This is a genomic window from Demequina sp., from assembly GCF_016278775.1.
Lineage (GTDB): Bacteria > Actinomycetota > Actinomycetes > Actinomycetales > Demequinaceae > Demequina.
Genome location: NZ_JADQBF010000081.1, coordinates 1 through 11,917, shown reverse-complemented (window position 1 = coordinate 11,917; position 11,917 = coordinate 1). Strand labels below are relative to the sequence as shown.

At 66.5% G+C, this 11,917-nt stretch carries 15 protein-coding genes and 1 tRNA gene; 8 read left to right on the top strand and 8 right to left on the bottom strand.

Annotated elements, in window-relative coordinates; translation table 11 throughout:
* A partial coding sequence (gene rfbB / locus QZZ33_RS09330) for a dTDP-glucose 4,6-dehydratase (protein ID WP_291379647.1) occupies window positions 1-844 on the bottom strand: 844 nt, incomplete at its 3' end.
* Window positions 845-903: 59 nt separating this feature from the next.
* Window positions 904-1,515 (bottom strand): dTDP-4-dehydrorhamnose 3,5-epimerase, encoded by a 612-nt coding sequence (gene rfbC / locus QZZ33_RS09325; protein ID WP_291379646.1) that lies wholly within the window; start codon window positions 1,513-1,515, stop codon window positions 904-906.
* A 49-nt stretch (window positions 1,516-1,564) separates the two neighbouring features.
* Here rfbC and rfbD point away from each other — a divergent pair, with 49 nt between their 5' ends.
* A complete protein-coding gene (gene rfbD, locus QZZ33_RS09320) occupies window positions 1,565-2,431 on the top strand; it encodes a dTDP-4-dehydrorhamnose reductase (protein ID WP_291379644.1) in 867 nt (288 codons plus the stop codon).
* On the opposite strand, the gene QZZ33_RS09315 is transcribed toward rfbD, so the two are convergent.
* The 4 genes from QZZ33_RS09315 to QZZ33_RS09300 form a co-directional block, all read right to left on the bottom strand.
* The gene (locus QZZ33_RS09315; RefSeq protein WP_291379640.1) at window positions 2,428-3,918 is read right to left on the bottom strand and encodes a hypothetical protein; all 1,491 of its coding nucleotides are present in this window, start codon (window positions 3,916-3,918) and stop codon (window positions 2,428-2,430) included. The two genes, rfbD and QZZ33_RS09315, sit on opposite strands and share 4 nt — an antisense overlap.
* Window positions 3,919-4,788, bottom strand: coding sequence for a glucose-1-phosphate thymidylyltransferase RfbA (gene rfbA, locus QZZ33_RS09310; RefSeq protein WP_291379639.1), 870 nt, complete (start codon window positions 4,786-4,788; stop codon window positions 3,919-3,921). It lies immediately after the preceding gene.
* A 5-nt stretch (window positions 4,789-4,793) separates the two neighbouring features.
* The gene (locus tag QZZ33_RS09305; protein WP_291379638.1) at window positions 4,794-5,663 is read right to left on the bottom strand and encodes a glycosyltransferase family 2 protein; all 870 of its coding nucleotides are present in this window, start codon (window positions 5,661-5,663) and stop codon (window positions 4,794-4,796) included.
* A gap of 72 nt (window positions 5,664-5,735) precedes the next feature.
* A complete protein-coding gene (locus tag QZZ33_RS09300; RefSeq protein ID WP_291379637.1) occupies window positions 5,736-6,107 on the bottom strand; it encodes a S4 domain-containing protein in 372 nt (123 codons plus the stop codon).
* Between the two features lie 35 nt (window positions 6,108-6,142).
* Here QZZ33_RS09300 and QZZ33_RS09295 point away from each other — a divergent pair, with 35 nt between their 5' ends.
* Together QZZ33_RS09295 and QZZ33_RS09290 are read left to right on the top strand one after the other, a co-directional pair.
* Entirely contained in the window at window positions 6,143-6,784 is a 642-nt protein-coding gene (locus tag QZZ33_RS09295; RefSeq protein WP_291379635.1) for a hypothetical protein, read from the top strand.
* 98 nt (window positions 6,785-6,882) lie between these two features.
* A complete protein-coding gene (locus tag QZZ33_RS09290; RefSeq protein ID WP_291379633.1) occupies window positions 6,883-7,164 on the top strand; it encodes a YchJ family metal-binding protein in 282 nt (93 codons plus the stop codon).
* A gap of 69 nt (window positions 7,165-7,233) precedes the next feature.
* On the opposite strand, the gene QZZ33_RS09285 is transcribed toward QZZ33_RS09290, so the two are convergent.
* Together QZZ33_RS09285 and QZZ33_RS09280 are read right to left on the bottom strand one after the other, a co-directional pair.
* Window positions 7,234-7,319, bottom strand: a tRNA-Leu gene (locus QZZ33_RS09285).
* 92 nt (window positions 7,320-7,411) lie between these two features.
* A complete protein-coding gene (locus tag QZZ33_RS09280) occupies window positions 7,412-8,329 on the bottom strand; it encodes a sigma-70 family RNA polymerase sigma factor (RefSeq protein ID WP_291379632.1) in 918 nt (305 codons plus the stop codon).
* A gap of 247 nt (window positions 8,330-8,576) precedes the next feature.
* Here QZZ33_RS09280 and flgN point away from each other — a divergent pair, with 247 nt between their 5' ends.
* From flgN to QZZ33_RS09255, 5 genes are all read left to right on the top strand, one after another.
* Window positions 8,577-9,062 (top strand): flagellar export chaperone FlgN, encoded by a 486-nt coding sequence (flgN, locus tag QZZ33_RS09275; RefSeq protein WP_291379631.1) that lies wholly within the window; start codon window positions 8,577-8,579, stop codon window positions 9,060-9,062.
* Window positions 9,063-9,330: 268 nt separating this feature from the next.
* Window positions 9,331-9,579 (top strand): hypothetical protein, encoded by a 249-nt coding sequence (locus tag QZZ33_RS09270; protein ID WP_291379630.1) that lies wholly within the window; start codon window positions 9,331-9,333, stop codon window positions 9,577-9,579.
* 87 nt (window positions 9,580-9,666) lie between these two features.
* The gene (locus QZZ33_RS09265; protein WP_291379628.1) at window positions 9,667-10,374 is read left to right on the top strand and encodes a DUF3662 and FHA domain-containing protein; all 708 of its coding nucleotides are present in this window, start codon (window positions 9,667-9,669) and stop codon (window positions 10,372-10,374) included.
* Window positions 10,374-10,895 (top strand): FHA domain-containing protein, encoded by a 522-nt coding sequence (locus QZZ33_RS09260; RefSeq protein ID WP_291379626.1) that lies wholly within the window; start codon window positions 10,374-10,376, stop codon window positions 10,893-10,895. Before QZZ33_RS09265 ends, QZZ33_RS09260 begins: the two co-directional genes overlap by 1 nt.
* 1 nt (window position 10,896) lies before the next feature.
* The coding region (locus tag QZZ33_RS09255) for a protein phosphatase 2C domain-containing protein (protein WP_291379624.1) at window positions 10,897-11,917 on the top strand (1,021 nt) is incomplete at its 3' end.

Below are 11,917 nucleotides of genomic sequence, written 5' to 3'. Positions count from 1 at the left end.
TGGTCGAGTCGATCGCGTAGCGCATGTCGTGGCCGGGGCGGTCGCTCACGTGGTCGTAAGCGTCGGCGTCCTGGCCCATCTGAGTCAGGATCATCTCGATCACGGACTTGTTGTCCATCTCGCCGTCGGCGCCAATAAGGTATGTCTCGCCCGCGCGACCCTTGTCGATGATGGTCCACACCGCGCGGTTGTGGTCGTCCACGTGGATCCAGTCGCGCACGTTCTCGCCCTTGCCGTACAGCTTGGGGCGGATGCCGTCGAGCAGGTTGGTGATCTGGCGGGGAATGAACTTCTCCACGTGCTGCGCCGGACCATAGTTGTTGGAGCAGTTCGAGATGGTCGCCTCGACCTTGAAAGACCTCACCCACGCGCGCACCAGCAGGTCTGACGCGGCCTTCGAGGAAGAATAGGGCGACGACGGGTTGTACGGGGTCTCCGCAGTGAACTTGGCGGGGTCATCCAGCTCAAGGTCCCCATAAACCTCGTCCGTCGAGATGTGGTGCAGCTTCTTGCCGTGGCGGCGCACCGCCTCAAGCAACTGATATGTGCCGATGATGTTGGTCTGCACGAACGGCCACGGGTTGTCGAGCGAGTTGTCGTTGTGGCTCTCGGCCGCGAAGTGGACCACCAGATCGTGCTCGGCCACCAGGTCGTGGACCAAGTCAGGCTCGGCGATGTCGCCCTTGACCAGAGTGACCCGTTCGTCGTCGGGGAGCGAGGCCTCGTTGCCCGCGTAGGTGAGGGCGTCAAGCACCGTCATCTCCACGTCGGGACGCTCCTCGAGCGTCAGTCGCACAAAGTTGGAGCCAATGAACCCGGCGCCGCCGGTGACCAGTACCTTCATCACAGCCTTCCTCGCCCGCGAACCTGCGGGACCCCAGAATCCTATGGGACGCCGTCGTCCTAGAGCGAGGCGACGAATGCGGCAACCGCGTCGGCGGTGGGAAGCACACCCGCCTCGCGGGCCACCTCGAGCGTGGGGGCGGCCTCGTCCTTGGGCGACAGCCGCGGCGCGAGCGGCGCGCCGTCACGGCCGACGCTCGGCCACTCAATGCCGATCGCCGGGTCCAGTGGGTTGACCTCGTGCTCGCGCCCCGGCGCGTACGGCGTGGAGCACAGGTACATCACGGTAGAGCCGTCTTCGAGCGACATGAACGCGTGGCCCAGTCCCTCCGAGAGGTAGATGCCGCGACGGTCAACGTCATCGAGCAACACGGAGTCCCACTGGCCGAACGTGGGCGAGCCGACGCGAGTGTCGACCACGACGTCCAGCACAGCACCCTCAACGCAGGTGACGTACTTCGCCTGGCCGGGTGGCACGTCGGCGAAGTGGATGCCGCGCAACACACCCGCCGCCGACACCGAACAGTTCACCTGCGCCACCGAGAAGTCGTGGCCAACGGCCGCGGCGAAGGGCGCGTCCTTGAAGACCTCGAGGAACAGTCCTCGATCGTCGCCGAAGTGTCGCGTCGTGATCTCCCACGCGCCTGGAACGGTCAACTCGCGATACTCCACGGGGCCTCCTTTGCCGCACCCAGCCTACTGGCGCGGTTAGCCTTGACCGGTGAACCTTTCCCAGACCCGCATTCTGATCACCGGTGCCTACGGCATGCTCGCCTCAGACGTCATCGCCGCTCTACGCGAGGGTGGGGCGACCGATATGGTGCTGACGGATCGTGACGACCTCGACATCCTCGATGCCGATGCCGTGACGCTCGCCGTGGCGGACCGCGACGTGATCATCAATTGCGCGGCCTTCACGGCGGTCGACGCGGCGGAAGAGCAAGAGGACCTTGCATACGCCGTGAACGCCACAGGGCCGGGAATCCTCGCGCGAGCGGCAGCCGCTGCGGGCGCCCGCATGGTGCACATCAGCACCGACTACGTCTTCGCCGGGGACGCCGGGGCCCCGTACCCGGAGGACGCGCCGATGGACCCGGCTTCCGCCTACGGGCGCACCAAGGCGGCAGGGGAGGTCGAGGTACGCGAGTCTGGAGCGGACGCGCTCATTCTCCGCACCGCCTGGCTGTACGGGCGCGGAGGGCCGTGCTTCCCCAAGACGATGGTGAAGGTTGGCCGCGAGCGCGGCGCCCTCGCCGTCGTAGACGACCAGATGGGTCAGCCGACGTGGACGCGTGACGTGGCCGCGTTCATGCTTCGCCTGCTCGAAGGCGACGCACCCGCTGGCACGTACCACGCCACGTCGGCTGGGCAGTGCTCGTGGTACGACTTTGCCAAAGAGATTGTGGCCTCGGCTGGCCTCGGCGACATCGTGTCCCGCACGGACTCTTCCGCCTATCAGCGCCCAGCCCCCCGCCCCGCGTGGTCCGTCCTTGGCCATGCCGCAAACGAAGCACTTGGCATCGAGGGCATCGGCGACTGGCGCGAGCGATGGGCCGTCGCGGCCGACGAGGTGCTCGACGGCGTCTAGCTGGTTGCGGGGGTGATGTGCGCCGGGTAGGTACGCCACATAGCTCGCGCCATCACGGTCCACGCCACAGCGACGACCAACCCGATCGCCACGACCGGCCACCACGGTAGTCCGGCGTCTGCCGCGATCTGGGGGAAGACGGCGAACCCATCGGCGTCGCCCCACCACTCCTGCCGGTAGGTGCGGGAGATGTACACCGCTCGGTCGTAGACGGCTGCGGTTGCCAAGCCAGCGCTCAAGAGGCCAAACCAGAGAGTCCCCACCAAACGCCCCCAGTCGAGGAAGCTCACCAGCAGGAGTAGCGCCAGCACAAAGCTACCCGGCATGAGGTACCGCCAATTGAAGGCGCCGTAGCCGACCGCGTGATAAAACTGCGCGACATGGAGTAGCACCAACAACGCGATGAACAAACTCGCGACGGCCCATGAAGCCCTGCTCGGACGCCGGAGCAATGCCCACGCGAGCGTGGACAGTACTGCGATTCCCACTATGAGCATGGCGGACGTGTGATTGAGCGGCCAATCCCCAGTGCCCCAGGCTCGAATGCCCGTCCAGCCCTCGATGAACCCAGTCCACATCTGAGGGTGCTCCAGCACATCTGAGGGTGAGCGGTACGTTCGACCAGGCAGGATCACCTTGCCGACGCCTGACAAGGGGCTCCCCGAGTAGGAGTAGTTCCTCAGATAGAACCAGCCAACGGCGACGACGGGAGCGCCACCAACCGCCAGCACCGGGATGAGTGCGGCCTTCGCGCGCTCGCGCCACCCGCCCTGGCCGTGTCGCCATGCGGCCCAGACGAGCGCGGCAAGCGCCACCAACAACGCGAAGACGAACGTGGCCTTGGAGGCCATGCCGCCTACAGACCACAAGACCATGAGCGCCCACCGGCGGCGCGTGATTCCGTCGCGCACGGCCAGCGCAGCCTCCGTGAAAATCAGAACTGCAAACAGCGTGACCAGCAGGTCGTTGTAGAACTCTCCAGCCACTTGGGCGACGGGAACCTGGAGCAGCGTCGCAACGGGCAGCGCAACGGTCAACTGGTGGCGAATGCGGCCCCCCAGAGTCCAGCCCAGACGCGCCAACGCTATGAAGGCGGCCAACGCGATGACGGCATTCACTCCGCGAGCCGCCATGGTGATCAGGGTGAGCGATTGCGTGTCGAAGAGCGGTCCGACGAAAGGCACCGCCAAGAGATAGAACAGCGGCGGGTGTGCGGCAGTGAAATGCACGCCTTGGGGACTTCCCACCGGCGCACCGCGCCCGGGCATCACCCATTGAGGGTGGTACGGCTCTGGCAAGTGGCCGTGCGCGAGTTGGTAGATGTAGTCGAGGTGCCAGTAGGCGTCGGCAGAGCCCGGCGGAGGCAACGTTCCCCCCACGATGGCGACGACGCCTGCAACGACAAGCAGGCCAGCGAGCCACCCGAGTCGTACAGAAGCAGGAAAGGCGGACCACGCGCTCAAGGCACGGCGCCGCAAGGTGCGCACCTATCTACCTTCTTCGAGCACCCTGAGCAAGTACTGCCCATATCCCGACTTGGTGAGTTTCTCGGCCCGCTCACGCAGCTCGTCGTCGCTCAAGAAGCCCCGGCGCCACGCCACCTCTTCTGGCGCGCCGATGCTCATTCCTTGGCGGTGAACCACCGTCTGGACAAACTGGCTTGCATCGAGCAGGGAATCGAAGGTTCCCGTGTCCAGCCAGGCGGTGCCGCGCGGCAGGACCCCCACCTGGAGCTTGCCAGCCTCAAGGTACTGCCGGTTGATATCGGTGATCTCGTACTCGCCGCGGGCACTCGGCGTGAGGTTCCTGGCGATCTCAACCACGTCGTTGTCATAGAAGTACAGGCCGGGAACGGCGAAGTGTGACTTCGGGTTCGCCGGCTTCTCTTCGAGCGAGATCGCCTTGCCGGCACCATCGAACTCCACGACGCCATAGGCCGTGGGGTCCGCCACCCGGTACGCGAACACGGCCGCGCCGTCGATGTCGGAGAACTGCTGCAACTGAGAGCCGAGTCCATGGCCGTAGAAGATGTTGTCCCCGAGCACGAGCGCAGCGCTCTCTGATCCCACATGGTCGGCCCCAATGGTGAACGCCTGCGCGAGGCCATTGGGCTCCGGCTGTTGGGCGTACGTGATCGAGATGCCAAACTGCGATCCGTCACCCAGCAGTCGCTCAAACTGCTCCGCGTCGTGAGGAGTCGTGATGACAAGCACGTCCCTGATGCCCGCCAGAATCAGCGTCGACAACGGGTAGTAGATCATGGGCTTGTCGTAAACGGGCACGAGCTGCTTGCTCACGCCCACCGTGATCGGGTGAAGTCGGGTGCCGGAACCGCCAGCCAGAATGATGCCACGCATGGGCCCTAGTCTGCCCGAGTTGCCGACCTTCTGCGCGCAGCCGCCACTTCGGACTTCTCGCGGGCAGCCAAGCCGGCCGTGACGACTGCGCGCGCCGGAGCCTGCCACCAGCGCGGGTAGGCGCTTGCGACGTACATTCGCGCCGATTCGTGGTGCGCCTTCAGCATGGGGGCTGGGTCGGAGCGGTAACTGTGTCCACCGAGGTGCGTCACCACGGCGCGCGGCGTCCACACTTGCCGGTATCCCGCGGTGCCCAGGCGCCTGCCCAGGTCCACGTCTTCGAAGAACATGAAGTAACGCTCGTCGAAGCCTCCGAGCCGCTCCCATGCGGCCCTGCGCACCAAGAAGCACGAGCCGGACAGCCAGCCAGCGTCGACCTCCCCTCCCGACGGGTCGAGGTTGAGTTTGTAGCGGCGCGTCCAGGGGTTGCGGGGCCATGCCTTGCCAAAGAGCGCGTGGCCAGTGCCGAGCACGAGCGTGGGTAGCGGCCGCGCCGAGGGGTAAGTGGTGCCGTCGATCTCGTCCACACGCGGGCCGACCGCGCCGATGGCCTCGTCAGACCCTGCGACCGCGAGGAGCGCCGCGACCGCGCCCCGCTCCAGCACGATGTCCGCATTGGAGATCAGGATCCATTCCGCGCCGCCCCGTGCAGCGCCGACGTTGGCGCCAGCGCCGTAGCCGCCGTTGCGGCCGGTCTGGACAAAGGCGACGCCAGCGTCGTCCGCTGCCCGCTGCGCCACATCGTCGCCAGAGGCGTTGTCGACCACGGTGATGCTGGCGACGCCCTCGGCGCCCACCGCGGATTGCAGGAACGAGAGGATCGTGTCGCCTGGCTTGTACGTGACGACCACCACGTCGACGGAGGGGCTGGGCATGGAAGTGAGCCTAATCCCGTCGGGCATTGGCGGGTGTCGCCAGGTGCGACCGCACGGCGCTCGGGGCGACCACTACCTGCGGCCGCGCAGCCTGTCGAGCTGGCGGCGCTCCTTCTTGGTGGGACGGCCGGATCCGCGGTCGCGTATCGACGGAGGGGCGACGAACTCTGCCGGGGGCGGCGCCGGCGTGTGATCGACGTACGCTGCGGCGGCTGGCTCCGCACCCACACGCTTGAGCAGCAGTTGCCTGACCTCGACCACGCGGTCGATGCCGCCGATGCGCACCACCACGCGGTCGCCTACCCTCACGTGAGTGGCTGGCTTGGCACGGTCACCGTTGACACGCACGTGGCCAGCCCGGCATGCGACCGTGGCCTGAGTGCGACTCTTGTAGAGCCGGACGGCCCACACCCATGCGTCGGCGCGGACTGACTCGGTGACCATCCCACGAGACTAGGCCAGGGACGTAGGCTTGGCCGGTGCAAACTGTCTTGGAAATCATCGGATGGATCGGGTCCATCCTCGTTGTCGTGTCGCTCACTCAGTCGCAAGTGTGGCGCTTCCGCTGGATGAACCTCTCGGGTTCCGTGGTCGCCACCTTCTACAACGCGGTCATCGAGGTGTGGCCCTTCGCGGCCATGAATGGTGCGATTGCCATCATCAACGTCTACTGGCTGATCAGGCTGCATCGCGAGGCGAGCGACCCTGCCGTCTTCAAGGCCCTCACGGTTGATCCAGACAATGCCTACTTGCAGCACGTTCTTGAGGTCCACGCCGACGACATCCAGGAACACCAGCCTGGCTTCGTTGCCGACGCAGGCGGCGCCGCCAAGGCCCGTCGCACCCTGTTGGTGGTGCGGGGAGACGAGGCGGTGGGAGTCGTGGCCGTGAGGGACCTCGGCGACGGCAAGGGCGAGGTGGAACTCGACTGGGTCAAGCCGCGCTTCCGCAACTTCACGCCGGGGCAGTTCGTGTACAGCGACTCTGGCGCGTTGCCAGCGGCAGGATTCCGCACCCTCACGCTCACGCCGCATGAGGCCACGGACGAGGAGTACCTGCGGCGAGCGGGCTTCCGGCTCGAGAACGAGCGGTGGGTACGCGACCTCAAGAAGCCTGCGTGATCGGGTCGCCGTGCCCGTGCGGCTCGGCCGGCTCCTACCGCGAGTGCTGTCAACCGTTCCTTCGGGGCGAGGTGCCCGCACCGAGGGCTGAGGCGCTCATGAGGTCGCGGTACACCGCCTACGTGCGCCGCGACGCCGGGTATCTGTTGAGGACGTGGCACCCTTCCACACGACCGGCGGACGTGACGTTCGATGAGGCAGTGTGGCTCGGGCTGGAGGTGCTGTCGACCGAGGCGGGCCGCGCGGATGACGCCACGGGCGTCGTCGAGTTCGTCGCGCACTTCCAAGGCGCCGACGGCGTGGTCGCCTCGCTCGTGGAGACCAGTCGGTTTGTGCGCGAGGACGGCTCCTGGCTGTACGTCGACGGGGACATCGGCTAGGGCGAAAGCGAGGGGCGGCAAGCCCGCCCCTGGCATGAGAAAGGCCCCCGATCTCTCGGGGGCCTTCTATGGTGCGCGAGGGGGGATTTGAACCCCCACGCCCTTTCGGACACTGGCACCTGAAGCCAGCGCGTCTGCCGTTCCGCCACTCGCGCGCGCCGGGAAAGCGTAACACGCAGCATGATCGCCCCACGAATGCTCACGACCAGGCAAAACGTGCGGCGCCAACCCTCCTGCGCGAAGTGGCTTAGCCAGCGAGTGCGAGGTGCCGCGCCGGTGCCTCGGCCGCTCGACCGGGCGAGCCGACCTCGTCGTCGGAGGTCTGCGCCGATACGTCGCCCAGCACGCTGACGGAACGCGCCGGCGCGGCGCCCTCCCGCGCCTGCGCGGCACGGGCGGCGATGGCTGCGGAGTACGCCTTGCGGCGCCGTTGGACCACACCCTCTTTGGGGTCGACCTTGGGAGCGGCGTCTGCATCAAGGTTGGACTCAAGGCCCTCCTTAAGCAACCCGAGCGCCTCACTGCGAAGTTGGCTGATACGAGAGCGGGTCAGGCCCATCTCCTCTGCGAGCTCCGCCACCGGGCGGTCGTGGAAGAACAGCTGCTCCACCACGTATGCGAGCTTCTCCGGCAGGCATTCGATCCCCGCGCGGAGATACTCGATTCGCTCCGCAGACACGAGGGCATCGAGCGGGCCGATGGTCGAGTCGACGATCCCTGCTCCCACTGCGCCGTCGAAGGCATCGATCGACAACACGCGCGTCTCGGCGTCGGCTCTGGCTGTGAGAACCTCGTGGACACTGACGCCCATCGCCTGGGCAACCTCGTCCCTTGAGGGAGTGCGCCCGAGCTGGCTGGTGAGTGCGTCCGTCGCCTCCGATGCTGCACGAGCGCGGCGTCGCTCTCCCCGCGATAGCCAGTCCATGGAGCGAAGCTCGTCCACCAGTGCCCCGCGCACTCGCAAGGACGCATACCGGGCGAAGGGAACTCCCTTGGTGGCGTCAAAGGAACGGGCGGCGCGCACCAGCGCCATTGCCCCCGCAGACATGAGGTCCGCTCGGGAAACGTGCGATGGCACACGAGCGAGAACCTCGTTCACGCTGTATCCCACCAACGCGAGGTGGGATTCCACCAAGGCGTCGGATCGGTTCGTCGCTGCGTTCATGTGGCCAATGTGACTCACGGGTCCAGAGCGGACAAGGCGATAACTCACACGTGACGGTTGTCACTGACCAGAGCGGGAAATGTCACACGACACACCTATGGGCGGTTTGTCCGATCTGCGACACGCGGGGTGTGACGTTGTCCATTCCCTACACGGGGGTGCCCCCCACCTGGGTGGCACCCTTTCGAATCGCTGTCCGCAGGCGAATTCCTCAGTGAGACTTGTCACAGAGTGCTTGCTTCGGCCGATGGGAATGGTGCGACCGGCCATCTCCTGGCCCAGCAGACACATGGGAGTTGCCTTGGGACTCAATGAGCTTTCGACGGTGCTGTGGCGCGAGCGTGAGCTTCTCGAATCACTCTTGTTCAAGTTGGAAGAAGAGGAACTCGTGCTCGCAAGCGGGCGCGTGCGTTGGGTGGGGCGCGCCACTCGCGAAGTCGAGGCCGTGCTCGACCAGGTGCGTGGGATCGAGTTGGGACGTGCCGTCGAGTCGGACGACGCGGCTCGCGAGGTCGGCCTTCCCGCGGGAGCCTCATTGCAGGAGTTGGCCGAGGCCGCGCCTGCGCCGTGGAACGACCTCTTGCGCGGCCACCACGTGGCCCTCACGGATCTCACGTCGCAGATCGACGCGCTGGCCCACTCCAACAGGGATGCCCTCATTCAGTCGGTTCGCGCGACCCAGGATGCGCTCTTGGGAATTCTCGACACTGTAGGGATGCGCGGCGAGCGCTAGCTTGACCACTACCTCTGCCGGAACCTTCAATGTGCGACGGTTGGCGTCGATGTGTAAGTCGACATGACCACCACGACGGCCCGCCAGCAGGGCAACCCACGGCTCCCGCCGCCTCCGAGAAGCGGCGTGCGGTTGGCTGGCCGCCTCGCTCCACCGCTCCAGACTGATGGGGAGGCCAACGGTGAGTGATCGAAAGTCAAGACAGTCGCAGCAACCGCAAGCTCGCGGCTCGCACACGTGGGATGAGGTCCTTCACAGAGTGCGTGCATTGGCAGTCGAGGCGTCCACAGTGGACTCCCATGACGTCACCTCGCGGGAGGCGATAGCCGCCGAGATGGAGAGTCTTCAAAGCGCGCTGCTAGACCTCGCGAACACGGGGGAAGGCGTGGACGGTGTCAGCACCATCGAGCTCGCAGAGACCATCACGGAACTGAAGATGCAAGAGGTCGCCTTTCAGGGCGCCCTGGGCACGACGGCACGCGTGCTCCAGAACACCCTCAAGGACTTCCTCCGGTAGGCGTTCCAGTGGGTCGAGTGGCAGCGTCACCGAGCCCACCGCGCGAGGCGAGTGAAGCCTGACAACCCCGCAAGATACGATTCCCACATGGGTGTCCTCGATCGCTTCGAGAAGGGCGTCGAGAATGCGGTGCAGTCCGCGTTCGCCAAGACGTTCCGTTCAGGCGTGAAGCCGGTGGAACTCTCCAGCGCGCTCAAACGAGAGTGCGACGCCAGGGCCGCCGTGGTGGACAGGCAGCGCACCGTGGTGCCCAACGAGTACATCTTGGTTCTCAGCCCTGCGGACATGGAGTCGGTGCGCGAATGGGGAGACGCCGCTCTGGCGCACGAGTTTGAAGACGCGCTCCACGACCACGCCGACCGCCAGCGCTACAGTTTTGTGGGCCAGGTGGCCGTGCGCTTCGAGGAGGACGCCGACCTGGCGACCGGCCGCTACGCGGTCCACTCGCGTTCCACGCGGGGTCCCGTGGCGCCCGCCGGCAACCGCGCCCCCCACTCCCGTTACCCGCTCCTTGATATTGACGGGAAGCGCTACCACCTCACCGGCACGTCCACCGTGTTGGGGCGCGGCTCAGAGGCCGACATCGTGGTGGATGACACCGGCGTGAGCCGTCAACACATTCGACTGGAGCGCACCGACTACGGCACCATCATCACCGACATGGGTTCCACCAACGGCACGTTTGTCGAGGATCAGCGGATCCGTGAGGCAACGCTGCTGGACGGCAACGCCATTACCATCGGCCGCACCACCATCCTCTACTGGGACGGTCTCCCCACGGATGAGGACGCCTGATGAGTCAGTTGTCCATCTCGCTCTTGCGCATGGGTTTCCTGGTCCTGCTGTGGGCCATGGTGCTGGTGGCCATCGCCGTGTTGCGCTCCGATCTGTACGGCACGCGTGTGACTTCGCGCGGCAAGGGGAGAAAGAGCCGCCCGCGCGACGACGGGCGTGCCAACAAGCGCGCTGCGCCCTCGCGCGCCACCACCGGAGTGAGAACTGGGGCGGTCTCCACGCAGACCCCCGCCGCCGCCCACCTCGCGATCACGTCCGGAACTCTCAAGGGCACGACGGTGCCGCTAGGGGCCTCGCCCATCCTCATCGGCCGTGCAGCGACGTGCACCGTGGTGATCGAGGACGACTTTCTGTCCGCGAGGCATTGCCGCATCTTTCCTGAGGACGGCAGGTGGCTGGTCGAGGATCTCGGCTCCACGAACGGCACCTTTCTGGGAAACCAGAAGGTCGAGGATCCCGTTCCGTTCGCTATTGGCGAGCGCGTGCGCATCGGCGCCACCACGTTGGAATTGAGGGCCTGACATGTTCCTAACCCTGCGTTTCGCAGCACGCTCCGATGTGGGTTTGGTGCGCGCCGACAACCAGGACTCCGCGTTCGCCGGGCCCCACCTGTTGGTGGTGGCCGACGGCATGGGCGGCGCAGCCGGGGGAGACATCGCGTCGTCCCTTGCCGTGGGCCGCCTTGCGGCGCTCGAAGGCGAGGCGCTCGGTCCAGACGAGGCGCTCGACGAGCTCAAGGAGGCGATCGCCGAGGCCCACGCCGACATCGTGGAACGCGCCCACAACGACCCAGAACTGTCCGGCCTCGGCACCACGGTGACCGCGATCCTGCGCTCGGGAACGTCGTTGGCCATGGCGCACATCGGCGACTCCCGCTGCTACCTGCTGCGCGACGGGGACCTGGACCAGGTCACGTCCGACCACACCTTTGTGCAGCACCTGGTGGACACCGGGCGCCTATCCGTCGCGGACGCAGAGAACCACCCCAAGCGCAACCTCGTGTTGCGCGTACTTGGTGACATCGACGCCGACGTGCCAGTGGATATCTCCGTGCGCGAGGCGCGCGTGGGGGACCGCTGGATGCTGTGCTCCGACGGCCTGTCAGGCGTGGTGTCCAGGGACACCATCCATCAGACGATGCTGGAGGTTGAGGACGCCGCCGATTGTGCCGACGCCCTGGTCTCCCTCGCGCTCTCGGCAGGCGCTCCCGACAACGTCACGTGCGTGATCGGCGACATTGTCGACATCGACTCGGCCTCCAGCAAGGCCAAGCCAGCCCCCAACCAAATCGTCGGCTCCGCCGCGCGCGACCGCAAGCGCCCCACCCAGGGATCGGCGTCGTCCGCTGGGCGCGCCGCGAAACTCTCGTCGACCCCTGCCGACGACGACGAGGACGAGCGCCACGGCGGACGCTGGACTCACTTGCGGCCGTGGCTGCTCCCGATCGCCGCGCTCGTCGCTGTCGTCGCCGGGCTATGGGGCGCGTACGCCTGGTCACAGACCCAGTACTACGTGGGCACCGACGGCGATGAGGTTGCCATCT

What these genes read in the sequence shown, in the direction of transcription:
- rfbA (WP_291379639.1), bottom strand. Translation starts at nt 4,788, where the DNA reads ATGCGTGGCATCATTCTGGCTGGCGGTTCCGGCACCCGACTTCACCCG.
- QZZ33_RS09305 (WP_291379638.1), bottom strand. Translation starts at nt 5,663, where the DNA reads ATGCCCAGCCCCTCCGTCGACGTGGTGGTCGTCACGTACAAGCCAGGC.
- QZZ33_RS09300 (WP_291379637.1), bottom strand. Translation starts at nt 6,107, where the DNA reads ATGGTCACCGAGTCAGTCCGCGCCGACGCATGGGTGTGGGCCGTCCGG.
- QZZ33_RS09290 (WP_291379633.1), top strand. Translation starts at nt 6,883, where the DNA reads ATGAGGTCGCGGTACACCGCCTACGTGCGCCGCGACGCCGGGTATCTG.
- QZZ33_RS09280 (WP_291379632.1), bottom strand. Translation starts at nt 8,329, where the DNA reads ATGAACGCAGCGACGAACCGATCCGACGCCTTGGTGGAATCCCACCTC.
- flgN (WP_291379631.1), top strand. Translation starts at nt 8,577, where the DNA reads ATGGGAATGGTGCGACCGGCCATCTCCTGGCCCAGCAGACACATGGGA.
- QZZ33_RS09265 (WP_291379628.1), top strand. Translation starts at nt 9,667, where the DNA reads ATGGGTGTCCTCGATCGCTTCGAGAAGGGCGTCGAGAATGCGGTGCAG.
- QZZ33_RS09260 (WP_291379626.1), top strand. Translation starts at nt 10,374, where the DNA reads ATGAGTCAGTTGTCCATCTCGCTCTTGCGCATGGGTTTCCTGGTCCTG.